The organism is Paenibacillus sp. OAE614 (assembly GCF_040546645.1).
GTDB lineage: Bacteria > Bacillota > Bacilli > Paenibacillales > Paenibacillaceae > Paenibacillus_AQ > Paenibacillus_AQ favisporus.
Genome location: NZ_JBEPOD010000001.1, coordinates 6,014,365 through 6,038,523, shown reverse-complemented (window position 1 = coordinate 6,038,523; position 24,159 = coordinate 6,014,365). Strand labels below are relative to the sequence as shown.

Annotated in this window: 21 protein-coding genes; 14 read left to right on the top strand and 7 right to left on the bottom strand. The window is 55.6% G+C overall.

Annotated features, from left to right (window positions below; all coding sequences use genetic code 11):
- Nucleotides 1–92: 92 nt before the first annotated feature.
- The 3 genes from ABIE48_RS27720 to ABIE48_RS27710 form a co-directional block, all read right to left on the bottom strand.
- Nucleotides 93–1,721, bottom strand: coding sequence for an alpha/beta hydrolase family protein (locus ABIE48_RS27720; protein ID WP_192715897.1), 1,629 nt, complete (start codon nucleotides 1,719–1,721; stop codon nucleotides 93–95).
- Between the two features lie 61 nt (nucleotides 1,722–1,782).
- Entirely contained in the window at nucleotides 1,783–2,886 is a 1,104-nt protein-coding gene (locus ABIE48_RS27715; RefSeq protein WP_192715896.1) for a DUF1648 domain-containing protein, read from the bottom strand.
- A complete protein-coding gene (locus tag ABIE48_RS27710; RefSeq protein ID WP_076175816.1) occupies nucleotides 2,886–3,284 on the bottom strand; it encodes a GntR family transcriptional regulator in 399 nt (132 codons plus the stop codon). The genes ABIE48_RS27715 and ABIE48_RS27710 overlap by 1 nt, the downstream gene beginning before the upstream one ends.
- 359 nt (nucleotides 3,285–3,643) lie before the next feature.
- Here ABIE48_RS27710 and ABIE48_RS27705 point away from each other — a divergent pair, with 359 nt between their 5' ends.
- Together ABIE48_RS27705 and ABIE48_RS27700 are read left to right on the top strand one after the other, a co-directional pair.
- On the top strand, nucleotides 3,644–3,988 hold the full coding sequence (locus tag ABIE48_RS27705) for a PadR family transcriptional regulator (protein ID WP_145026512.1): 345 nt from the start codon (nucleotides 3,644–3,646) through the stop codon (nucleotides 3,986–3,988).
- Nucleotides 3,985–4,548 carry a DUF1700 domain-containing protein gene (locus tag ABIE48_RS27700; RefSeq protein WP_145026510.1) on the top strand — a complete coding sequence of 188 codons (564 nt, stop codon included), beginning with the start codon at nucleotides 3,985–3,987 and terminating at the stop codon, nucleotides 4,546–4,548. The genes ABIE48_RS27705 and ABIE48_RS27700 overlap by 4 nt, the downstream gene beginning before the upstream one ends.
- A 128-nt stretch (nucleotides 4,549–4,676) precedes the next feature.
- Here the strand turns inward: ABIE48_RS27700 and ABIE48_RS27695 are convergent, their stop codons facing one another.
- Nucleotides 4,677–4,817 (bottom strand): hypothetical protein, encoded by a 141-nt coding sequence (locus tag ABIE48_RS27695; protein WP_192715895.1) that lies wholly within the window; start codon nucleotides 4,815–4,817, stop codon nucleotides 4,677–4,679.
- A 157-nt stretch (nucleotides 4,818–4,974) separates the two neighbouring features.
- Between ABIE48_RS27695 and ABIE48_RS27690 the strand changes: the two genes are divergently transcribed.
- Nucleotides 4,975–5,529, top strand: coding sequence for a hypothetical protein (locus tag ABIE48_RS27690; RefSeq protein ID WP_145026508.1), 555 nt, complete (start codon nucleotides 4,975–4,977; stop codon nucleotides 5,527–5,529).
- Nucleotides 5,530–5,658: 129 nt separating this feature from the next.
- Here ABIE48_RS27690 and ABIE48_RS27685 read toward each other — a convergent pair whose 3' ends face one another.
- Together ABIE48_RS27685 and ABIE48_RS27680 are read right to left on the bottom strand one after the other, a co-directional pair.
- Entirely contained in the window at nucleotides 5,659–7,431 is a 1,773-nt protein-coding gene (locus ABIE48_RS27685; RefSeq protein ID WP_192715894.1) for an adenine deaminase, read from the bottom strand.
- A 25-nt stretch (nucleotides 7,432–7,456) separates the two neighbouring features.
- A complete protein-coding gene (locus ABIE48_RS27680; protein ID WP_145026504.1) occupies nucleotides 7,457–8,779 on the bottom strand; it encodes an NCS2 family permease in 1,323 nt (440 codons plus the stop codon).
- Between the two features lie 290 nt (nucleotides 8,780–9,069).
- Here ABIE48_RS27680 and allC point away from each other — a divergent pair, with 290 nt between their 5' ends.
- Entirely contained in the window at nucleotides 9,070–10,284 is a 1,215-nt protein-coding gene (allC, locus tag ABIE48_RS27675; RefSeq protein WP_192715893.1) for an allantoate deiminase, read from the top strand.
- 128 nt (nucleotides 10,285–10,412) lie between these two features.
- Here allC and acnA read toward each other — a convergent pair whose 3' ends face one another.
- Nucleotides 10,413–13,127, bottom strand: coding sequence for an aconitate hydratase AcnA (acnA, locus tag ABIE48_RS27670; RefSeq protein ID WP_192715892.1), 2,715 nt, complete (start codon nucleotides 13,125–13,127; stop codon nucleotides 10,413–10,415).
- Nucleotides 13,128–13,578: 451 nt separating this feature from the next.
- Here acnA and ABIE48_RS27665 point away from each other — a divergent pair, with 451 nt between their 5' ends.
- From ABIE48_RS27665 to ABIE48_RS27620, 10 genes are all read left to right on the top strand, one after another.
- The gene (locus tag ABIE48_RS27665) at nucleotides 13,579–14,589 is read left to right on the top strand and encodes an amidase domain-containing protein (RefSeq protein ID WP_397342107.1); all 1,011 of its coding nucleotides are present in this window, start codon (nucleotides 13,579–13,581) and stop codon (nucleotides 14,587–14,589) included.
- 69 nt (nucleotides 14,590–14,658) lie between these two features.
- The gene (locus tag ABIE48_RS27660; RefSeq protein ID WP_116234330.1) at nucleotides 14,659–15,753 is read left to right on the top strand and encodes a D-alanine--D-alanine ligase; all 1,095 of its coding nucleotides are present in this window, start codon (nucleotides 14,659–14,661) and stop codon (nucleotides 15,751–15,753) included.
- Nucleotides 15,754–15,893: 140 nt separating this feature from the next.
- Nucleotides 15,894–16,214 carry a hypothetical protein gene (locus ABIE48_RS27655; RefSeq protein ID WP_076175803.1) on the top strand — a complete coding sequence of 107 codons (321 nt, stop codon included), beginning with the start codon at nucleotides 15,894–15,896 and terminating at the stop codon, nucleotides 16,212–16,214.
- Between the two features lie 36 nt (nucleotides 16,215–16,250).
- Nucleotides 16,251–17,252: a UV DNA damage repair endonuclease UvsE gene (gene uvsE / locus ABIE48_RS27650; RefSeq protein WP_192716176.1), complete on the top strand. Its 1,002-nt coding sequence runs from the start codon at nucleotides 16,251–16,253 to the stop codon at nucleotides 17,250–17,252.
- Between the two features lie 240 nt (nucleotides 17,253–17,492).
- Nucleotides 17,493–18,353: an inositol monophosphatase family protein gene (locus ABIE48_RS27645; protein WP_145026496.1), complete on the top strand. Its 861-nt coding sequence runs from the start codon at nucleotides 17,493–17,495 to the stop codon at nucleotides 18,351–18,353.
- Between the two features lie 136 nt (nucleotides 18,354–18,489).
- A complete protein-coding gene (locus tag ABIE48_RS27640) occupies nucleotides 18,490–18,762 on the top strand; it encodes a hypothetical protein (protein ID WP_192715891.1) in 273 nt (90 codons plus the stop codon).
- A 277-nt stretch (nucleotides 18,763–19,039) separates the two neighbouring features.
- Nucleotides 19,040–20,386 (top strand): ABC transporter substrate-binding protein, encoded by a 1,347-nt coding sequence (locus ABIE48_RS27635; protein ID WP_145026492.1) that lies wholly within the window; start codon nucleotides 19,040–19,042, stop codon nucleotides 20,384–20,386.
- A gap of 118 nt (nucleotides 20,387–20,504) precedes the next feature.
- The gene (locus ABIE48_RS27630) at nucleotides 20,505–21,458 is read left to right on the top strand and encodes a carbohydrate ABC transporter permease (RefSeq protein WP_145026490.1); all 954 of its coding nucleotides are present in this window, start codon (nucleotides 20,505–20,507) and stop codon (nucleotides 21,456–21,458) included.
- Nucleotides 21,455–22,321, top strand: a complete 867-nt coding sequence (locus ABIE48_RS27625) for a carbohydrate ABC transporter permease (protein ID WP_145026488.1) — start codon at nucleotides 21,455–21,457, stop codon at nucleotides 22,319–22,321. Before ABIE48_RS27630 ends, ABIE48_RS27625 begins: the two co-directional genes overlap by 4 nt.
- Before the next feature lie 99 nt (nucleotides 22,322–22,420).
- The gene (locus ABIE48_RS27620; protein ID WP_152399249.1) at nucleotides 22,421–24,145 is read left to right on the top strand and encodes a sensor histidine kinase; all 1,725 of its coding nucleotides are present in this window, start codon (nucleotides 22,421–22,423) and stop codon (nucleotides 24,143–24,145) included.
- The last annotated feature ends 14 nt before the right edge of the window (nucleotides 24,146–24,159 follow it).

Sequence of the window (24,159 nt, the reverse complement as noted above, 5' to 3'; positions counted from 1 at the left end):
TGCCGTGTATCTTAGTGGCGTTATTAGCTGGCGGGCGTCTGAGCCATCCAGTGTCGGGGTTCCCGCTGCCGGCCGACGCCTTAAAGTCCGGTCTATTTCTGTTTGCCGATCCAGCTTGCGATCGTATCGATGATTGCCGGTGTCACGTTGGAAGGCTGCGCGTATTCCGCGCCGGTGGAGAGGCCGTCATATTCGGCAAGCAGATGGTTTACTTTCGGGAATGACTTATACTCCACATCGGCGCGGCCTTTTAATGTTTTCTTCCACTGCTCAAATTCATGCATCGGCACCTGCCAGTCGTTTTCGCCCTGCAGGACAAGCATCGGGCCGCTCTGCGTTTTGGCTAATTCGGCTGGCTTGTAATCCTTCTTATCGTACCACCAGTAAGCCGGTGGAATCGGAAAGCTCTCCGGCAGGTGCGTGACCGAATACTGCGGGTCGTCCAGCAGCTTGGCGGCCTGGGTCCACACGGCTGCCTGCTGCTCGTAAGGCGCAGGATCCTGACCCAGTTGTTTCACGCGGGAAATCAATTCCTCCTGCTGCTCCACGACAACGTCGATAAATGAAGAGCTCGGGCCGGACAGCAGGATAGTGCCGGCGATGTTCCGGCCGGCATTGGCATCGGCATCAACGATGAGCGGCATCGCATATCCGCCCTGACTGTGTCCCGCCACGTAAATCCGGGCGGGATCGACGCCCGGGGTTTGGGTCAGCAGCTTCACCGCCGACAGCGCATCGTCAACCGTCTCTTCTTTGACGGTTAATTTCGGGTTGGCGGCGATTTTAAAGGTATGCTCAAACGTGACCTTGTCGTAGCGCAGGACGGCGATGCCTTTGGCGGCTAATCCCGCCGCCAGGTCGCGGAACGGCTTGGCTCCGCCGATGGAGGTGTCCCGGTCGTTCGGACCGGAGCCGTGAACGAGCACGACGGCAGGAAACGGTCCTTGGCCCACAGGCAGGGTCAGCGTTCCGGGAAGAGCCCATTCCCCTTCGCCGATCCGGATCTCCCGCTCGGTATAAGCCTCTGGGCGATCATAAGCCGGAGGCCGGTATCCTCCCGCCGAGACCGGGCCGATGTTCAGATCGTCCACCAGGCGGTCTGCATTCAGGCGAAGGGTGATCTGAAGCGGTACGGCCGCCGTCTGCAGCGTATACGCCACATTATGGTGGACGGCATTGTCGCTTTCCTGCTTGCCGCCTACTGACGATACTTGGCCGTAGACGCTCTCGTAGTTCTTCCACAGGCCGCTCAGCGTTTGAGCGGGCAGGGCCTGCTGCAGGGCGGGGCTCATGACCTTGGCCGCCTCGGCTCCGTTCCCGGCCCGCAAGGCCTGAAGGAACAAGTCGGCATTGTCGGCGGCGGCTTGAGAAGGGCCTTCGGCACTCTCTGTGCCGCCCAATGCTGCCGACAGGAAGGCGGCCGGAGCCATCGCCTGTTGGCCGGTAATCCGGACAGTTCCTCCGGCCGGCACGGTTTTGCCGTTCAGTACGGCGGTGGAGCGCCCGATGGTCAGTACCAGCTTCGTACCTTCTTTTGTGACGGTCACCGAGCGCTGAGTCGAGTCCCAGCTGACTTCGGCGCCCAATCGAACTGCGGTTTCGCGAATGGAGACGAAGGATGCAGCGTCCGGAGTTTCGGCAGCAGCCGCCGCAGGGACGGACAGACTGATGGCCGTCAGGGAAGCAGCAGCCACCGCGCTTAGGGTTCGTTTCTTTTTCATAAATATTCCTCCTAAAGGGGATATCCCCGAATGATAATATGACACATCGCGTTCCGGCGGGTTAACTTACAATTCGGGCAGCGATGATGATCACAGCTAAGATACCGACCAGGAAAATCCAGGCGCCGGGTCTGCCGAAGTTGACCGTCCAGCCGATGCCCATACGTTTTTCCACGAACAGGGCGGGGTCCTGCGGATTGAAATAAATATTGCCGAGCTTCCAGTATTTATCATCATTAACGACATGCGTTGCCCCGGAACCGGAAGATGGACCGCCGATCCGCCGTCCGCCCTGGCCGGTGGAAAAGGCCAGCACGATGGCCAGCACGACGATCAAAAGGGGCATCATCAGGCTGACAAGCATCATAACCTCCCGGCTCAGCGGATAGATCATGTTGTACTGAACGAACGAGAACAGCAGCACCATCATGAGGCCGGCCGCGACGTTGAACATGGACCATCTGCGGCGGAAGGCGGCGTTACGGCGTACCGACTGCTGCGGATTGGCCGGGTCAAGCTGCTGCTTGCTGCGTAGGATCGACCAGTTCGTGGTCATAAAGATCCCGATCATTACAAGCTGCATCAAGTTCAGGCCGAGAACCGTCCGGTACGATTTGGCTGCCGTTCGGGTCACTTCGCCCTGCCAGTTGAACTTCATGTTCAGCGTGTCCGGGATTTTATCGTAGTAGGCCAGGGCGAGGGCGGCGCTGATCACAGTAACGGCACCATGGATCAGGAACCATTTATTCGACCAGACCAGCTTGTTCTCACTGCGGAATGACGTATCCACTGCCACGACGGAAGGATTCAACTTCTCCGGAGGGAGTGTGGCTTTGTACCGTTTCATTTTCGTATAAAAAATCAGATTGATAACTGCCGAAGCGGCGATCAGAAGCAGCACGAAACCTGAGATGATGGAAGGCTGCTGCTTTTCCGGCACGGTCAGCATGGCGAGGAGGCAGGCGATCAGCAGCACGCTATATGAGACTGAACTGGCCCATACATACTGCTTACGCATGCGGCGCAGCGGAGCGCTGTGATACACGGCTTCACTGACCGATACGCCGAAGCTGACGGTTTCCCGCGTCAAATAAGGCATGCAGATCAGGGACAGCGACAGAGGAACGAACATGGCGATCAGAAACAAAACGGATATCCAGTACATTAGGCATTCTCCTTTGGTTCTTGGGTGATTTCGTCGTAAAAGCTTTCCACGATCCGCAGCAGCTCCGCTTTATCCATGCCCCGGCAGATGGCTTCAGCGATGACGGGTCTAAGCTGAGCTTCCTGTTTGTGCTGATAATCGGGGGTAATTCCCGGCATACCGTCGGGGTTTACGACGACCCCTTTTTGCCGGTGAATTTGAATAAATCCTTCCTGCTTGAGCAGTGTGTAAGCCTTATTGACGGTGTGCAGGTTCACGCCGATATCCGAGGCAAGGCTGCGGACGGAGGGAAGATACTCGCCCGGGGCCAGCTGTTTGCTGGCGATTCCTTCGATGATCTGATTCATGAGCTGTGTGTAAATGGGCACGTCGGACTGCATATCCAACCGGATAATCAATGATAAGCCTCCTTTCATCAACATGCTGCGTAGGTCATATTTATTGTTAGAGCATGAACATCTGTTATACAACAAATATAGCAGACGCGCGTGCGATTGTAAATAGTTCGCCAAACTAGTGCACGTATGGTTGTAAATAGTTCACCAAATTAATGGACGTATGACTGTAATTAGTTCGCCGAACTAATGGACGCATGACTGAAATCAGTTCGCCAAACTAATGGACATATGGTTGTAAATAGTTCGCCGAACTATCGCACGTATGACTGTAATTAGTTTTCGAAAACTATTTTGACATAGTACCTTGCAAAGCAAAGTACCTGGTGTTATTATGGTGACGAAGGGAGCGGACAAACGAAATGGAAATGTCGGAATGGACTTCACAGGTCCGCAGAGGCATCCTGGAATACTGCATTTTGCAGCTTATCGCCATGCAGCCGAGATACGGATACGAGCTTGTGACGCTGCTGGATCAGTGGGAGCCGCTCGCCGTGACGGAGGGAACACTCTATCCGCTGCTTCGCCGGCTGCTAAAGGATCAATACATCGAATCGTTCTGGAAGGAATCGGAGGCAGGACCGCCGCGCAAATATTACAGCCTGACCCCTTCGGGGCACCGGCTTGTGGAGATGATGTCTGCTGAGTGGAACAAGATCAGCCGGAGCGTCGATCAAATTCAAATCTATGGAGGAGAGATCTTATGATCAGTCCATATGGAAGGTCTTATTTAGAGAAATTGAACAAGTACTTGGAGAAGCTTCCCGATGAAGAGCGGATGGATGCCGTTATGGAAATCGAGAGCCATATTGCAGAGGGTATCGCGAACGGGCAGCCGGAGGCGGCGATCCTGTCGCGTTTGGGCGATCCCCGCAAACTCGCCAAGGCGTACCGGAGCCAGCACTTCGTCGAGGGGCATCGGAGCGGATCTTTCCGCGATATTTTGGCTATGGCGTTGTTCTACTGCACGACTGGGCTGCTGAGCATCATGGTCATCCCGGTCCTGGCCGTGATTGCCTACGGCTTTGGCTTTAGCACCTTGTTGATTCTGGTCGCAGGCGTCATTCGTACTTTCGGCGCGACCTGGATCAGCATGGGCGTACCCGGCATGGAGGTCCCGACGGAATACAGCATGGTGGTCGCGGCGATCGTTGGCGCCATCATTGGAGGGATCGCATTCTTCAGCTGGGTCGGTCTTAAAAAGTATATGGCTTTTTTGTCCACCCAATATCGAAGATCACTGCCGGGCGGCCGGGTGTCGGCATAGGTACTTGCAAATGTTAACCGGAACAGAGAAAGACCGTACGCATCATGCGCACGGTCTTTCTAATTTATACAGCTGATCGGCGTGATTGTGATTCCGCCTGGTGTCCGACTAGCAGCGACCTCGATGTATCAGCGGTTCTGGCTGATTTTCTCCTGCAAAATCTCTTGAAAGCTCCTATTCTTGTCCGCATTTTCCTTCACCGGCCGGTTAACGGGCTGCGGCTTAGGGTAAGACGGGTGATAGGGCATGATGCCATGCATATGTATCATTCTGCAGGCCTCCTTATGCCATGGAATTTGTTTCTTTTTACCCTTCTGTCAAAAGAATGAAACATCAGGTGACGTTTTTTTGAGGCCAGAAACGGAGATTGGCGCATCGCCTTATTTGTTGTAAAATTTAGTAAATTTAAAAAATGGGGGGAGATTCATGAGAACCGCGTGCGTTCTTCTGATCTTGTTTATATTGGCATTGGGAGGCTGCAGCAGCAGTGAAAAGGAGGATGAAAAGAAGTTCACCGTGGAGGATTTGGGCATTGTCAGCAAGGCGGATGGAAGAAAGGTTTATTATGGAATGAAGCAGGCGGACGCTGAGGCCGTATTGGGCCAAGGCAAAGAAAGGAGAGAGGGAGAGTTTGAATATGCCTTCGGTGTCTACGCATTTTATCGGGACGGCAAGGTTGCCGCTATCCGGCTCGAGGAAGAAGCGAAGGATCATTATAAAACTGCCTTAAATGCCGAGATCGGCATGCATAAAGACCAGTTCGAAAGTATTTACGGGGATGTTCATATGCCGACCATACCGGATTCCCAATTAACGTATGTCTTTGATATGAAGAAGCGGGTGCTTCTGAAGGAGAATAAGCCCAAGAACGATAAGGAAGCCAAAAATCTGCTGATCTTCAGCGCGCTGGAGTACGACGGAATCGTGGATACGATCGTCATCATAGACAGTTATTCAACGTCCCACGGTATCAACGAGTAGGGCTGTGTCATCAAAAAAATACCCCGCATGGCGGTGCCGAGTCAACTCGGTCTGCATGCGGGGGCTTTCTCCGGCAATGTTTAAGTATTTGTGTGGATCCGTACTGGTAGGCGCCCTTCGCAGGCGCCTTTATTTCGTTTCGATGATCATCGGCACAAGCTCCTGCTTGTCCACATCCACCAGCCCGAGGTCGGTGATTTTGGCCTGCGGAATGACCGGCAGCGTGACCATGATCATACGGTGAATCGGGTTTTTGCCGGGCAGGATCTCGGCCTGGATCGCATCGACGAATTGATTGATTTTCGGCGCGAGCACCTCGCCCTCCTCGAGGCTCATCAGTCCTGCGAGCGGAAGGGGCAGGAAGGCGACGACCTCTCCGTCCTTCACGGCGATCATGCCTCCGCCGCGTTTGCGCAGTTCATTGGCGGCAATGACCATATCCGCCGTGCTGACGCCGAGCGCCGCCAGGTGATGGCTGTCATGCGCGACCGTCGTCGCCACTGCGCCTTCTACAACGCCGAATCCGGCCAGCAGTCCCAAGGCCTTGTTGTTGTTCACCCCATGGCGGTTCCACACCGCAACACGGTTCAGCGGGCCTTTGTGGCCGTCATAGGCTTCGGGAACGAGCTGGCCGTCCTTCACGGGCAGCACCGCTTCGATAAAGCCGGTAGGCACACCTGGTTTAAAATCATATTCGATGATCCGCACGCGAGCTTCCGATGCATTTGGATCGGCAACGGTCAGGCGCAGGTCATCCTCGCGGATTTCCGGCAAATGCACCGTTTGCAGGTATTCAGCCGGAGGCTCCAGATGCTGCTGACGCTCGATCAGCGCACCGCCTTCGACGATATGCTTCCCGCCGATCCAGACGTCCGAGACGTTCATGGTCTCCAGGGCATCGACCAGGACGATGTCGGCCAGCCGGCCTGGCGCAAGCGCACCGACGTCTTTGCGGTTCAGGCGGTTCGCCGCGTTCAGGGTGGCGTACCGGACCGCATCCACGGCCGGGATGCCTTCCTCGATCGCACGGCGGACGACATGGTTGATATGTCCGCGTTCAATCAGGTGGGATGCCAAGACGTCGTCCGTGCACAGTGTCACGTTCGGCAGGTAACCCTTGCCGACGATGGCTTTGGCCACTTCCGCCATGTTGAGCGAGAAGGAGCTCTCGCGAATGTCGACGATCATGCCGGCACGAAGCTTGGCGATGGCTTCCTCTGTGGTCCGGCATTCATGGTCGGAGTCGGGACCCGCGACCAGGTAAGCGGACAGGTCGCGCCCGACGACGGTCGGCGCGTGCCCCTGCGGGATTTTGCCGGCGCGTTCGTTCGCCTCCAGAATCCCCATCATACGGGGGTCCTCATGAATGACCCCGTGATAGTTCATCACTTCCGCTACGCCGTCGATGCCTTCCCAGGCCAGCATGCGTTCGATGACTTCCGGCGTAAAGTCGGCTCCTGCGGTTTCAACCGCCGGTGCGGACGGCACGCAGGAAGGAGCGAGGGTCATGACGCGGAGGTCCAGCTCGCGGCTGGCGTCCACCATGTAGCGAACGCCGCCTTCGCCAAGGACGTTGCCGATCTCGTGGGGATCGGTCACGATCAGGGTCGTGCCGTGCGGCAGCACCACTTCCGCGTAGTGCGCGGGGGTGAGCATGCTGCTCTCGATATGCAGATGCGTGTCGATCAGGCCGGGAATGGCGAACTGGCCTTTTCCGTCCACCACGCGCTCTGCTTCAAGCTCCGTAACGCCCGGTTCCGTGACATGCACGATGGTGCCGTCCGCGATCCCGATGGCAGCAGGATAAATCTCTCCGGTAAACACGTTCACGAACTGAACGTTATTCAGTGCCAAGTCTAATGGTCGATCGCCGCGCGCGGCGGCAATAAGGTTGCGGTTCATGCTGGTCGATCTCCTTATCCTTAGATTATTTTAGCCAGAGGTAATAAACGAGCGGTATGCAGAGAATCCAGAGGCCGATATGAATATCGCGGATTTTGCCTGCAAATACCTTAATGATGACGTAAGACAGAATGCCGAATACGATCCCGTTCGCCAGGCTGAACGTCAGTCCGGCGGAGATGACGGTCAGGAGTGCCGGAAGGGATTCTTCCCATTCGTCCATATCGATATTCTTCAGCGTCCCGAGCATGGACAGGCCGATGATGATCAGCGCCGGAGCGGTGGCCGCACTCGGAATAAGCAGAATAATCGGCGTAATGAACAGGGCAAGCAGGAAGACGATCCCTGTCGTTACCGCGGTCAGGCCCGTGCGTCCGCCGGCTTCCACACCGCTGGCCGATTCAATGTAGGTGGTGATAGTGGTTTGTCCCATCAGCGAACCGCCAACCGTTGCCAGCCCGTCCACAATAAACGGCTTTTTGATATCCGGCAGGTTGCCTTCCTTGTCCAGCAGATTGGCTTTTGCGCCGACCCCGAGCACGGTGCCCATGGTCGAGAAAAATTCACCCGTGAAGAACGTGAACAGCAGCGGGAAAAAGGCCAGCTTGAGCGCGCCCGGAATATCCGCCTGGAACATGATCGACGACGGATTCGGCGGCAGGGAGAACAGATCTGCGAACGAATGCGGCAGCTTGGTGATGCCCATCGGAATGCCGATCACCGATGTGATCAGAATGCCGAGAAAAACGGCTGCTTTCAGCTTGCGGGCCATCAGGCCGAGAATAATGACCAGTCCGATCACGGACAGCAGCACGGTCGGCGAGTGCAGGCTGCCCAGCGTCAGCGTACCGGTTTTGTTCTGAACGATCAGCTTGGCGTTGGAGAAGCCGGTGCCGATGATGAAGAGGCCGACGGCAGCGCCTATGGCGTGCTTGATATTTTTAGGAATAATCTTGGAAATCGTCTCACGCAGACCCAGGAAGGTCAGCAAAAGGAACAGGACGCCTGAAATGAAGATCATGCCGAGACCCTGCTGCCAGGTGGCTAGGCCCGCAGCAACGATGCTGTAGGCGAAGAAGGCGTTGCCGCCCATGCCGGGCGCTACCGCAAAGGGGCGTTTGGCATATAGGCCCATGATGATGCTGAAGAGGCCGGACGCCAGCAGCACGGTGACCATAACGGCCCCTTGATTCATTCCGGCCGCTTTCATAAGGTCCGGCTGAACCACGATGATGTAGGCCATCGTTACAAAGGTGGTCAGACCGGCAATGATTTCGGTTTTGACATTCGTGTTGTATTGGCTCAGTTTGAAAAAACGATCCAGCCAGGAAGCATTCGTCTGATTCATGATGACTTGTGAACTCCTTTACTTGTTGTATAATCGTTTCGCGTCCTGTAACTATAACATGCATAATTTGAAGCCGTCAAAGCTAAAGGCGAACTTTGTGCAAATAAACAAATAAAAATGTTCGTATATACAGCTGATCCGAAGGCCGCGGAATGAATTTTTTGGAAGAGTATATGGAAATTTGACGACTGCAATGCTATGGTAATATACAGTTTGTAATGAGGATCACGAAAATGAAGAAAAAGAAGAAAAATCCGGATCGCCGGAAGCAGAATGGGAGTAAATCAGCCATGTTGATGACAGAACAACTGATCCAGTGGCTGGGCAGCTTTGGAGCCGATGAAGACGGCGGAGTGACCCGGTTTTTATATACGCCTTCCTGGAAGGAGGCGCAGGAAGCTTTAGCAGGCAAGATGGAGGAGTTAGGTTTGAGCGTGCGTTATGACGACGCCGGCAACCTGTGCGGACGCCTTCAGGGAACGGACGGGAGCGGCTCGTGCATTTTGACGGGTTCCCATGTCGATACGGTACAGCGCGGAGGCAAATACGACGGGGCGTACGGTATCGTCGCCGGCATGGCGGCTTTGTCGCGCCTCCGGGAGCAATACGGCATGCCCCGGACAACGATTGAGGTCGTGGCGTTCTGCGAAGAGGAGGGGAGCCGGTTCCCCTACAATTATTGGGGCTCGACCTTTATGACAGGCACCGCCACATACAAGGATGTCGAGCATGCGCTGGACGCGCAGGGAGTGTCTTTGGTACAGGCTATGGAGCAGGCGGGATTCGGCCCCGGCACGCAGGGCCAGGGTCCCCGCAGCGACGTAGAGGCCTTTATCGAGCTCCATGTTGAGCAGGGCGCGATTCTGGAGCAGGAGGGCAGATCGATCGGCATCGTGGAGCAGATCGTCGGCCTCCAGCGGTATACGATCCATGTCCAAGGAGAGGCGAATCATGCGGGCACGACGCCGATGGCATACCGGAGGGATGCAGCCCGCGCTGCGGCCGCGATGATTACGGCTATCATGGACCGGGCCGAGGAGCTGGGCGCTCCGCTGGTGGCGACGGTCGGCCAGATGGAGCTTTACCCGAATACGCCGAACGTCATCCCTGGAAAGGCGACGTTCACGCTGGATGTGCGCCATCCCGACGGAGCCCGGCTTGAGGAGGCATGCGGAAGCCTGCTGGATATCATTGCAGATGGAGCACGGGAGCGGGGCGTGGAGGTGTCAACGGAGCGGTGGATGAACGTCGCCCCGATCGGTATGGATGCCGGACTGACCGGCATGATCGAGGATATCTGTGTCGATCAGGGACGGTCTTACCGGCGGATGCCCAGCGGAGCCGGGCATGACGCGCAGATCTTTGCCTCGCACTGCAAGACGGCCATGGTGTTCGTCCCCAGCCGGCAGGGCATCAGCCATTCGCCGCTGGAATATACGGAGCCGGGGCATTTGGAGGAAGGGGTTCAGGTGCTGACCGAACTGCTGCGCCGGCTGGCGTACTGAACGGAATTGATGAGAATAGATGATGAACTGACTCAATCATAGGGAGGAGAAACGGTATTCCTTCCATGAAAATAAAGCCCCGCAGGCCATGTCCATGGCACTGCGGGGCTTTCCTATTTAAACCTAAATTATTGGTTGGCGATCATTTGACGCAGCACGGTTTGCAGAATGCCGCCGTTGTGGTAGTAATCCACGTCGACCATGCTGTCCAGACGGGCCGTTACCGGGAATTCGAACTTGGTGCCATCTTCGCGTGTAGCGGTGACGGTCAGGCTCTCGCCCGGCTTGATGTCGTTGCTGAGTCCGACAATGTCGAACGTTTCGCGGCCGGTGAGGCCCAGGCTGCTCCAGCCATGGCCTTCCTGGAACTGCAGCGGAAGCACGCCCATGCCGACGAGATTGCTGCGGTGAATCCGCTCGAAGCTTTCGGCGATGACGGCTTTGACGCCGAGCAGGAACGTGCCTTTGGCCGCCCAGTCGCGGGAGCTTCCTGTTCCGTATTCTTTACCGGCGATAACGACCAGGTTCTGTCCGTTGTCCTGATACTTCATGGAAGCATCATAGATGGACACGACTTCGTCCGTAGGCAGGTAAGTCGTAACGCCGCCTTCGGTGCCCGGCGCCACTTGGTTGCGGATGCGGATGTTCGCGAACGTACCGCGCATCATGACCTCGTGGTTACCGCGGCGGGAACCATAGGAGTTGAAGTCCTTGCGTTCAACGCCATGCTCCTTCAGGTACAGACCTGCAGGGCTGGTCGGCGAAATGTTGCCGGCAGGGGAGATATGGTCCGTTGTGACGGAGTCACCCAGCAGGGCAAGCACGCGTGCGGACTTGATATCCTCGATGTCGGCCAGGCCGTTTCCGAGATTCTCGAAGAACGGAGGGTTCTGGATGTACGTGGAGTTGTCGTCCCACTCGTACAGTTCGCCTTCCGGAACCGGAATCGCGTTCCAGCGCTCGTTGGCGGTAAACACGTTCTCGTATTTGCGGCGGAACGCTTCAGGGCTGACGGACAAGCCGATTGCTTCTCTGATTTCCGCGGATGTTGGCCAGATATCTTTCAGGTAAACAGGCTCGTTGTTCGGATCGTAACCGATCGGATCGTTCTGCAGGTCAATGTTGACCGTACCTGCCAGCGCGTAAGCGACAACGAGCGGCGGCGAAGCCAGGTAGTTGGCTTTAACCTGCGCGTGAACGCGTCCTTCAAAGTTACGGTTACCGGACAGCACGGCAGCAACGGTCATGTCGTTGTCGGTGATCGCCTGGCTCACTTCGTCCGGAAGCGGACCGGAGTTACCGATACATGTTGCGCAGCCGTAGCCTGCTACGTAGAAGCCAAGGGCTTCCAGCGATTCAAGCAGTCCCGCTTTTTGCAGGTAATCGGTGACCACGAGGGAACCCGGCGTCAAGCTGCTTTTCACGTATCCCGGTTTTTTCAGGCCGCGTGCCACGGCCTTCTTGGCCAGGAGACCTGCGCCGAGCATAACGCTTGGGTTCGACGTGTTCGTACAGCTGGTGATCGCCGCGATGACGACCGCGCCGGTTCCCATTTCACTGGTAGAGCCGTCTTTATGCTTAACCGTTACTTTTTCTTCAATCTTGGCATCGCTCAGGCCGTATCCGCCTTTTTCAATCGGCGTGCGGACGATGTCGTTGAAGGCGTCCTTCATATGAGTCAGCTCGATGCGGTCCTGCGGGCGTTTCGGTCCGGCAAGGCTCGGTACGACCGAGGCCAGGTCGAGTTCGATGATGTCCGTAAATTCAGGATCTTCGGTTTCCGCGGTGCGGAACATGTTCTGTGCTTTGTAGTAGGCTTCTACCAGAGCAACCTGCTCATCGGTGCGGCCGGTGTTGCGCAGGTAAGCCAGCGTTTCGTCATCGACAGGGAAGAAGCCGATGGTTGCGCCGTATTCCGGTGCCATGTTGGCTACCGTTGCGCGGTCCGCGAGGCTGATGTTGGCCAGACCCGGTCCGAAGAACTCGACGAATTTGCCGACAACGCCTTTTTTGCGGAGCATTTGGGTAACGGTCAGCGCAAGGTCGGTCGCCGTAGCGCCTTCCGTCAGGCTGCCTGTAAGTTTAAATCCGATAACGTCAGGCGTTACGAAGTAAAGCGGTTGTCCGAGCATGCCCGCTTCGGCTTCGATCCCGCCGACACCCCAGCCGACGACGCCGAGGCCGTTGATCATCGTAGTATGGGAGTCCGTACCAACGAGGGAGTCCGGATATACGACCGTTTCTCCGTCGGTTGTCTTGGTCGCCGCCACGGATGCGAGATATTCCAGGTTGACCTGGTGAACGATCCCGGTTCCCGGAGGAACGGCGCGGAAATTGTTAAATGCCGTTTGGGCCCAGCGCAGGAAGCGGTAGCGTTCCTCGTTGCGCTCAAACTCCACTTTCATGTTGTAGTTGAGGGCGTCGCTGGTACCGAACGCATCAACCATAACGGAGTGGTCGATAACGAGATCGACCGGAACGAGCGGGTTGATCTTCTTCGGATCCCCGCCGGCTTTCTTCACGGTGTCGCGCATAGCCGCAAGGTCGACGACGACCGGTACACCGGTGAAGTCCTGCAATACGATACGGGCCGGAATGAACGGGATTTCCTTGTTATCGTCACGTCCTTCATTCCATTTGGCCAGCTGCGATACATGCTCCTGGGTAATGGCACGTCCGTCGAATTGGCGGACAGCGGCTTCCAGAAGCACCTTGATGGAGAACGGAAGCTTGGAAATGCTGCCGAGTCCCTGCTCCTCAAGAGCCTGCAGGCTGTAGTAACGGTAGGTTTTGCCTCCGACTTCCAGACTGCGGGCCGTGGAGAATTGATCCTTTGCTGTCATTACATGTACCTCCTTGATCGTAATTCGGTTCCTCTGCTTACTGTGGTTCATCAAATCAGTCATCATTCAGGTGGCTTGGGTGAGAGCGATAAGGGCGATCACTTTGCCGTTCCTTGTTTCACTAGATGAAACATAATTTCAAAATAGTGAGGTTCGCTTTTAGTATACCGTTTACAAGCCGGGGAGTAAAGTACTTTTTGCGTCTATTTATATGAAGAGACCGAGGCGGCAAAAGAACGGGAAAACGTTCCCCCGATCTGCGCCGGGACTGGTTCCGCGCACTGGTGGACGGAGTGCGCAGCTTGTCCGCTTCCGGCCTTCCGGCGGACCTCTGCCGCGCGAAAATGGACCAGGGTTCATAGGTGCCCCCTTTTTTTCATATAGTGGAATATACGCAGCCGAAACAACATATTTCGGGTTAACGAAACGGGTGAAAGGGGAATGCATGGGAATGGAGAAGGAATGGAAGCAGACGCTGTACGCCTATGTAAATCAATACAACCAGCATCAGATCGATTACCGGTCACAACATACAGATCAGGTCGTGACGGATCCGGCTTATTTATTGGCGAGGAGTGAGCGGGCTTCCCGGCTGTCACAATGGTATGCCGCAAGGGGGGCAAGGCCGCTTCGCAGCGAGACGAGGGCCAAGCTGCTGCGGACGATCCGCGATACCCCGGAGGAGGCGGTCATCGACGTGCAGCTGTATGTGCAGCTGTTCTACGAAAAGGGCGGCGTCAATCATGTGGAGGAAATGATCCAGCGGGAGAGGCTGACCCTGATCCGGGACGGGGACGCCTGGGTGATCGTGTCGGTGGAGCAGCTGACGCCGGAGAAGCATCCGGCCGCCGGCATCCCTGCCGTGCACACCGGGCAGCCGGCCTACGCCTATTCCACGGGCGGGCCAAAGCCTTACCTGAACGCCGAGGTGCTGCAGGGCGGCCCCGGCCGCAAAACATCGCGCTACAACCGCGCGGCAGCGGCGGCTTATGCCGACGAGTGGTGGGAAACCAGCAATCCGGAGTTTGCCGTATTCGAGGTGGACTGCACCAATTACATCTCGCAATGCCTCTTTGCAGGGGGCGCTCCGATCCACTATACTGGTAAAAGAGAATCGGGCTGGTGGTACAAAGGATATGTCGGGAGCAAAGAGTGGTGGAGCTACAGCTGGGCGGTTTCGAACGCGCTGCAGTCCTTTTTGTCGTCAAGCAGCTGGGGACTTCGCGGTGAGCTGGTGGAACGGCCCGAGCAGCTGATGCTGGGCGACGTCATTTTTTATGACTGGGACGGCGACGGCTCCTTCCAGCACAGCACAATCGTCACGGCGTTTGATGCCGGCGGCAGCCCGCTGGTTAACGCCCATACGGTCAGCAGCAAGCACCGTTTCTGGGACTACAAGGACTCCTACGCCTGGTCGGAGAACACCGTATACCGTTTTTTACATATCCCGGACTACTTCTAAGCCATTATAATGGTATATGAACAGCGGCAGGAGGACACCTGCAATCATGAGGAAAAAGAGAGGTTTGGCATGGGGAACAACAAAACAACCGTAGGCCTTGTGTACGGCGGTAAATCAGGAGAACACGAGGTATCGCTGCAGACGGCCTTTGCGGTGATGAACGCCTTTGATTACGATAAATACGAACTTATTCCATTCTATATTACGAAGCAGGGCGAGTGGAGAAAAGGAACGACGCTGCAGGCCCCCCTCGGCAAGCTGGACCAGTTGAAGCTGGAACAGAGCCAGGAGGGCACGGAAGCGGCGCTAGGAGCGATTTTCAGCAGGCTGTACGGCGGCGAGGCCGGCATCGACCTGATGTTCCCGCTTCTTCACGGAACCTTTGGGGAAGACGGAACCATCCAGGGTCTGTTCGAAATGGCGAACATTCCTTACGTAGGCGCCGGAGTCCTGGCTTCCGCAGCCGGAATGGATAAGGCCGTAATGAAAAAGCTGTTTGCGCAGGCGGGCCTGCCTCAATGCGGCTACCGTTTTTTCACGAAATCGCAGTGGGAGCGCAGCAGCTTCAATCTGATCATGGGCGTCGAAGACGACCTTGGATACCCATGCTTTGTAAAACCGGCGAATTTGGGATCGAGCGTAGGCATCTCCAAGGCGAGAAACCGCGAGGAGTTGGAGCAGGCGATTGAGCTCGCTTTCCGCTATGACCTCAAAGTCATCGTTGAAGAGTTTGTGGACGCGCGCGAAGTGGAGGTGGCTGTGCTCGGCAATGACGAGCCGATGGCATCTGTGCCGGGAGAAATTATTTCCTCGAGCGATTATTACGACTACGCGGCGAAGTATACGGATGGGCAATCCGAAATGGTCATTCCGGCTTCGCTGGATGCCGAGACAGCGGACCGGCTGCGGGAGCTCGCCCTGATCGCCTTCCAGGCGATCGAAGGCAGCGGCATTACACGGGCGGATTTCTTCATCCGCAAATCGGACGGCGCCATCTTCATCAATGAGGTCAACACGATGCCGGGCTTCACTCCATACAGCATGTATCCGCTGCTCTGGCGTGAAACGGGCCTCGGCTATCAGGCGCTGCTGGACCGGATGATCGAGCTGGCGCTGGAGCGCTACAACAGCAAGCAGTCGCTGGTATTTGCCAACGACATTTAACTTGGCGCTGCAGATGCTTTCGTGAGATATCCGCCACGTGAGCGGTTCGACGTACAGCAACACCATATAAGGTATCCGGCCGGCTCTGCAGTATAGGCCGGGTACCTTTTCCATTTTAATCAGGAGAAGGAGATGAAATGATGGGTTTCCAGACCGAATTTAATTCCGTGTGCAAGTTCAAAAGCGACCAGGAGCTGTACGAGCTGCTGGAATACGGACGCGGCAAAATGGTCAAGCAGGGCTTCCGCGTTTTCCCGACAGGCCAGAAAGTGATTGCCTATACCCCGAACAACGTGGCGGTGGCAATCGTTAAGATCGTCGGCTGCATCGCCGAGATCAATTTTCAGGGGCAGGAGGTTACGGAGGTCGAAATGGAGCTCATCCGCAAGCTGACCGACGAGGAGTCACGGATTCAGACCGATTTGGCTTACGAAATGTTTTTTGGGGAACATACTTCTTAAGGATGATTTTATAACCAAGAGGAGTAGAAGCCGATGATGAGGGTCCGTTTCGGATACGTGGCGATGTCAACCGTAATAAAAGATGCGTCTCCCTCCAAAACGATGACGATGGCCAGTTTCACCAAACTGAACGACCGTGAGGCGGCCATTCGCAAGCTGGAGCGGATCGCGGCCGAAAATTTGCATAACACGCTGCGGCTGCTGAAGCATAACCATGGCAGCGGCATTCATGTGTACCGCTTTTCTTCCAAACTGATTCCGCTGGCGACCCATTCGGACCTAAGCGATTGGAGCCCGTATGATGCCCTTCGCGAGCCGTTTGCCGAGGTAGGCCATTACGTCAAGCAGCATGACATGCGGGTGTCTTTTCACCCGGATCATTTCACGGTGCTCAGCACGCCGCGGGCCGAGGTGCTGGAGAGCTCCATTCGCGACCTCCGCCACCATGTCACGATGCTGAAGGCGATGGGACTGAACGCGACAGCGAAGAACAACATACATATCGGCGGAGCTTATGGTGACAAAACCGCTGCGGCGCAGCGGTTTGAGGAGCATTTTGCCGCGCTGGACGAAGACATCAAGCAGCGGCTGACGCTGGAGAACGACGACAAGACGTTTACGGCCGTCGAGACGCTTGAGGTCTGTCAGCATGTCGGACTGCCGATGGTGCTGGATATTCACCACCAATGGGTCAATAATGATGGGGAGAAGCCCTGGGAGCTGTGGCCGGACATCCTGCAGACCTGGTCGACGCCGCTGGCGCAGGCCGATGCGGCGAAGGACAAGCCGCTCCCGCCGAAAATTCATGTGTCCAGCCCCAAGAGCGAGTCGGACCCGCGCGGCCATGCCGATCACGTCGAGATGGAGCCGCTCTTGACCTTTTTACGGAAGATTGCGGGAGATACACCTGCCGTGGATGTCATGATTGAAGCCAAAGCCAAGGACGGGGCGCTGTTCAAGCTGATGGAGGATTTGCATGCATATCAGGGTGACGGGGTGCGTATTCTGGATGGTGCGAGTATTGAGATTACACCCTAGATAAGGCTAATTTCTTACGGGCATCACCTTTGGGGCCAATGTGGAAATCGGTTTCCCGGTCCGATTCGGGCGAAACTTTGCCGGAGTCTATACGTATAGTTTTAGGAGATAGAATCAGCGGTGTGACGTTATAAGCTGATCCACACGGGGACGGGAGCTGTGTTCATGAGTCGTCTTGGCTCCGCCCGCGGACGGGGCCGTCCCAAAGTACAGATCTAATCAGAAAGTAGAGTGAATGCTTTGAACCAAGAGGGTAAGGTACCATATGTCGTAACCAGCAAGAGCTTTACGGCTGTAGCGATTAACGCCGCCTCGAAAGCAGGCGAATGGATTAAGAGTAAACTGGGCACGGTAAAACAGCTGGATACCAAGTCCGGAGCGCCGGATTTGGTCACTGAAGTGGACAAGGGCGCCGAGCAAATGATCCGCAAGCTGATTTTCACTCATTTTCCGGATCATGCGCTTCTTGGCGAGGAAGGGGTCGAGCCCGGGCCGGAGGCTTCCAAGAAGGCGCTTGAGCAGGCGCTGGACGAAGAATACTTGTGGATCGTGGATCCGGTGGACGGAACGACGAACTATGTTCACGGGTATCCGTTCTTTTCCGTATCCATTGCCTTGGCGCATAAAGGTGAAGTGATCGTCGGCGTCATTTATGATCCTTCACGCGATGAAATGTTTGTGGCTGAGAAGGGCAAGGGCGCCTATGTGCATGGCAAGCGCATGTCCGTTTCCCAGCAGGGAACGCTGAATGAGAGCCTTCTAGCAACCGGCTTTCCGGTGGGAAGAGATACGACGCTTCCGCAAAATATGGCCGGACTCAATTACCTTGCGCCGCGGGTGCGCAACATCCGCTCCGGCGGCTCCGCAGCCCTCCATCTGGCTTATGTTGCCAGCGGGCGGCTTACCGGTTATTGGGAAGTCGGCTTGAACGCCTGGGACCTGGCGGCGGGATCGCTGATGATCACCGAGTCCGGCGGCAGCATCACGGATACGCTCGGCAATCCTTATCATCTGGGCGTACGCCATGTGGTCGCCACGAACGGGCTGATCCAGCAGGAGCTGGTCGGCACATTGAAGGAAGCGAAGGGGACCGGCGAATAATCGGAGATTCAGAAGCTGTGCCTGACCGTCAAGCTGTTTCATTAGGCCTGAATCGGGGTAACCAAACAAAGGACGTAATCGATCTTATTCACACGCGGTGGCAGGCCACCGGTACAGCGCAAAGGAGTGTCAACCCATGAGTGAGAAGGACAATTTGGAGCGGCAGCTCAGTGACATGCTGACCGAAGGCGAGCTGCAGCAGCAGCAAAACCGTGAAGAGAAGGAGCGCGAGCTCATTTCTCCGAGATATGAAATCCGGATCCAGACGAAGATGGACCCGATCGTGGAAGAGACGAAGATTTACCGGGGCATGGCGAAGGAGCTGGATGACCGGTATGATAAATATATAAAGAGAGCCGAAGGGGACGGAGCTTCCGAAAGCAAATCCCTGGAGGACGAGAAGTCGTAGAGAACAGTATCGCTTGATCATCCCAAATTAGACCTGTGTGGCAGCTGCCGGTTCCGGCAGAAAGGCCGTACAGGTCTTTTGTCGTTTGTTAAGGACTCCGAAATTTACCTCCAAGCTGAGGTTCCTCTCCAACATACTTTCCCATCACTTTGTACAGCGCATCCCCACCGTAATAATTTCAACCCTAAATCGCAATATTGCCTCCTCAAAATTTGGAAAGCGATCCGGTAGACTGATCCTTGTAAATCAACCTATTTTCGAGAGGGGCATTAAACAAATGAGAAAAGGCAAGAAATGGCCGGTCATGCTGCTTGCGCTCATCCTGATGGTATCCTTGTCCGCCTGCGGCGGGGGCAGTAAAAGCGGCAGCGGTACCTCGGAAGGAACGGCGGAGCCGGCGGCCACGACGGACGATTCCTCAAAGACGAGCTCGGACGAGAAGATCGAGCTGTCCTTCTGGTCGCTCGGCACGACCAACTATGAAGAGCTCGGCAAAGAATACACCAAAGAGCATCCCAACATTACGATTAAATTCCAGAACACGTCCGACCAGACTGCGCACCATAACAACCTGACGACGGCCTTGTCCGCCGGATCCGGAGCTCCGGACATCTTCATGCTGGAGATCGGCTTCATGGAGCGGTTCATTACGGCGGAAGACAAATTTTACAACCTGAATGATTTAGGGGCTAAAGATATCGCAGCCAACTACCTGGACTGGAAATGGAAGCAGGGCTCGTCCAAGGACGGCAGCTTCCAGATCGGGCTTCCGACCGACATCGGCCCGACCGTCGTGTATTACCGCACCGATTTGATGGAGAAGGCGGGCCTGCCGACCGATCCGGAAGAATTCGGCAAGGCGATCGATACGTGGGATAAGTTCGCTGCTGTGGCAAAGCAGTTCAAAGAGAAAACAGGCAAGCCGTTTGCGGACTTGACGGATCTGGTCTACAACGGCATTCGTGACCAATCCGACGGCGAGATTTATTTCAGCAAGGCGGACGGCTCCTTCATCGGCGACAAAAACCCGATGGTGAAGAAAGCATATGACTTTACGGTCAAAGGCATTCAGGAAGGCTGGATCGGCAATACGCTGCTGTGGTCTCCGGAATGGGGTCAGGCGACCAACGACGGCGGATTCGGCGTCATGCTTGGACCGGCTTGGATGGCCGGCAACATTAAGACTAACGGACCGGACTCCTCCGGCAAGTGGAGAATTACACAGCTGCCTGAAGGCGCGGGCAACTGGGGCGGTTCCTTCCTGACGCTGCCGAAGCAGGGCAAGCATTCGAAGGAAGCTTACGAATTCATCGCCTGGCTAGACAGCAAGGAGAATCAGCTGGAATCGTTCAAATCCAAAGGCTTGATGCCTTCGATTCCTGCTTTGTATACGGATGCGGCCTTCACCGGCTTCAAAGACGACTTCTTCGGCGGACAGGCGACGGCCGTGGAATACGGTAAAGCCGCACAGCGCGTCAAACCGGTCTACTACGGTCCGCTGCATGACCAGACGGATACGTTCTTCAAGGATGCGCTGAAGAACGTCCTTGAGAAAAAAGCCGACCCGGCCAAAGAATGGGACGCTGCCGTCGAGAAAGCCAAAACGCTGGCGGAACGCAGCTAACCATTTTTCGGAAGTTCCAAATGTTAAAGCATTGAGTCTGCATCCAAATTCGTCAGGACGGCCGCAGGGCCGCGCCTGGCGGGTTTGGATGATCCTATGAGAACCGCGGAGGTGCAGCATGGCAGAAACCGTAATCGCTTCGCAGGCCCGGAGCAGCAAGAAGCCTTTTCTGACGGAGCAAAGGCGGAGCCGGATGACAGCCTATACGTTTATTTCGCCTTTTTTTATTTTGTTCGCCATTTTCGGGTTGTACCCGATATTTTTTACGATTTATCTGTCCTTCTACAAGTGGGATGCGCTCGGCCCGATGAAATATGTCGGGATGAAAAACTACGACCTGATCACGAGCGATCCGACCTTCTGGATCTCGTTCAGCAATACGCTCATCATGGGCGTGATGGGCACCGTCCCGCAGCTGATTATTGCGCTTCTGCTGGCGGTCATGCTCAACTCGGCGATGACCCGGTTCAAGAAGACGTTCCGGGTTCTCTTTTTCATGCCCAACATTACGTCGATCGTTGCTGTGACACTCGTATTCAGCACCCTGTTCGGCAACAACGGCATGATCAACTGGATGCTGAACAACCTGGGGCTGGAGAGCGTGGCCTTTAACTCCGGCTGGTGGGGCGTCAAAATCGCCATCTCCACCATGGTCATGTGGCGCTGGACGGGCTACAACGCGATCATTTTCTTGTCGGGCCTGCAGAGCATTCCGATGGACTTGTACGAAGCCGCACGGATCGACGGGGCCAACCGCCGCCAGCAGCTGGCCTACATTACGCTGCCGCTGCTCAAGCCGTTTATCGTCTTCGTGACGCTGATCTCGACCATCGGCGCGCTCCAGCTGTTTACCGAGCCGTATGTATATTTGGGGCAGTCCGGAACGGGATCGACCCGCCAGGAAGGGATCACGATGGTGACTTATTTGTACAGCGAGGCTTTCCGGAACGGATTTTTCGGAACAGCGGCGGCCACGGCGGTCATGCTGTTTATCATTACGATCATCTTCTCCATGATTAACATGTGGGTGTCGGGACGGATGAACGGAGATACGGAAGGTGGTAAGGCATGAGTTCACTTCATACGGCTTCTTCCCGGACGCCGGGGGATACGGGAATCATCGGCAAAACCCTCTTTTACATTTTGCTCGTGCTCGGGGCGCTGGTCTCGATCTTTCCTTTTTACTGGATGTTTGTCATTGCGACGAATGACCGCGGGGCGGTATTTCATATTCCCCCGATGCTGTCCATCGGCGACGAGTTTCTGAACAATTTCCAGCGGGTGCTGGAGCGGACGGACTTCTTTCGCGCGCTGCTCAATTCGCTCTTTGTCTCTTCTATGGTCACCGTGTCGGTGGTGTTCTTCTGCACATTGGCCGGATACGCCTTTGCCAAGTACGATTTTCCGCTGAAAAATGCGCTCTTTTATTTCGTCATCGCGACCCTGTTCGTGCCGACCCAGCTGAGCGTGCTGCCGACGTATATCATCATGGCGAAGCTGCACTGGATCGATACGTACAAGGCGCTGATCGTGCCGGCGATGGTGAACGCCTTCGGGATCTTCTGGATGCGGCAGTATATTTCCACGGCGGTCCACTCCGAGCTGATCGAGTCCGGACGGATTGACGGCGGCGGGCATTTCCGGATTTTCTGGAGCATAGCGGTCCCTGTCATTACGCCGGCCATGGCGACGCTTGGCATTCTCAATTTTATGAACGTCTGGAATGACTTCTTCTGGCCGCTCGTTGTGCTGAAGAACAGTGAGCACTTTACGATCCAAATCGCACTGCAGCAGCTGTTCTCTAACCGCGACGGGCTCGATTACGGCATGATCATGTCCGCGACGTTTACGGCGACGCTGCCCCTTCTGATCGTGTTCCTTCTCTTCAGCCGCTGGGTCATTGCAGGCTTGACCTCCGGGGCCATCAAGAGCTGATTCCCCTAAAATCTGCCAGACACGAAGGAATTATTTCATGCCATGAAGAATGAATAGATCTAAAGACATAGAAGCAGGAGGCAGGAGGACCCAAGTGCCATGAAGCTCCGCCGCAAAATATTACTGGCTATTATTCTTCTGGTGTTCATACCGGTCATCATCATGGGCGTGGTCACCTATTACAACTTTTCCAGCGCCATGGAGAAGAAGTCGAACAATTTCTACTGGATTTCGCTGCTGGAGACGGACCGCAAGCTCAAGTTCGCCTTGAATGAGATCAACTCCGTCTCCAATGCGGCGATTACCCAGCCGGTCATTCAGCAGTTTCTGAAAAATCCGGACGTAAGTGTGACGTACGACCGCAAGCAGGAGATCAACAATCTGCTGATCAACCACCCGATGATTACTTCGTTCAGCCTGTATTCCACCAGCCAATTGATTTATCAGTACAATGCGCCAATGTCATTCGGCGATTTGAAGCGGCAAACCTGGTATGCGTCCATGCTGGGCGCCGAAGGGCGTCCGGTATGGTCCGGGCCGGGGGAGAACGGTTCGGCGGCAGCGGGCCGGCCGGTCATGATTCATGCCCGCGTCATCAAAGACTACTACTCGCTGGAGACGATCGGCTACCTGGTTATCTATGTGAAGCCGGATATTTTGGATCAGGTATTCTGGGAAGCCGCGACGCTGAAGAACGGGGACATTCTGCTGGTGAACAAAGAGGGCAGCGTCGTATTTAACAAATCCGGAGACCGGATCGGGGAGAACATCTCTTTTCCTTTTCTGTCAGACACGTACACCAAGACGAAGGACTATTACGTAGATTCTTTTCATCATGAAAAATCGCTCATTACCTTTCTGCCGTCCCACAACGAACAGTGGTATCTGGTTGCGGTGACGCCGCTGAAGCTGATTCGTTCTGAATCCGTTTCCATTCGGAATATCGCCATTATTTTAGGACTGTTTTCTTTGCTGTCGGCACTTTGGTTCGACCAATTTTTTATCCGCAGGCTGGTCCGCAGCCTGATCAGCGCCGTAAATGGCATGAAGCGGGTTAAGCAGGGCATCTTCGTGCCGATCACATCCCATACGCAAAGCGATGATGAAACCGATCTGCTGATCGACGGCTTTAACCGGATGAGCTCGCAGATCCAGGAGCTGATCCAGCAGGTGGAGACGGAGCAGACCCGCAAGAAGGAAGCCGAGCTGCAGGCGCTGGTGGCCCAGATCAATCCCCATTTCATTTACAATTCGCTGGAATCGATCAACTCGATGGCGGTGCTGGCCGGGAACCGGGATATCAGCAAAATGGTTATTTCCCTCGGCAAGCTGCTGCGGATCAGCATCAGCGAGAACCAGGAGCTTATTCCGCTGTATATGGAATTCGAGCATGTGCGCCATTACTTGAACATTCAGAAATACCGGTTCGAAGACCGGTTCGACTATGAAATCGACATTCCCGAGACGCTGCGATCGTATATGACCCAGAAGCTGATCGTACAGCCGATTGTTGAAAACGCTTTGTACCACGCCATTGAGCCGATGGAGGACAAAGGATATATCCGCATCCAGGCCATTGAAGCCGGCCGGGACATCGTCATCGACGTGACGGACAACGGGCCGGGCTTTGACCCGGAGTCGCTGCTTCGCATTTGGAACAAGGAGTCCGCCGGATCGAAAAAGTACCATGACAGCGGCGTGGGCCTGAAAAACGTCCATGAACGGCTGCGGATCCGGTTCGGAGGCTATTACGGCATCCTCATATGCTCCTCTCCCGGCGGCGGATCGGTCGTCCGGATCCGGGTGCCGAAGATTATGCCATAGGACCGGGGCGTCAG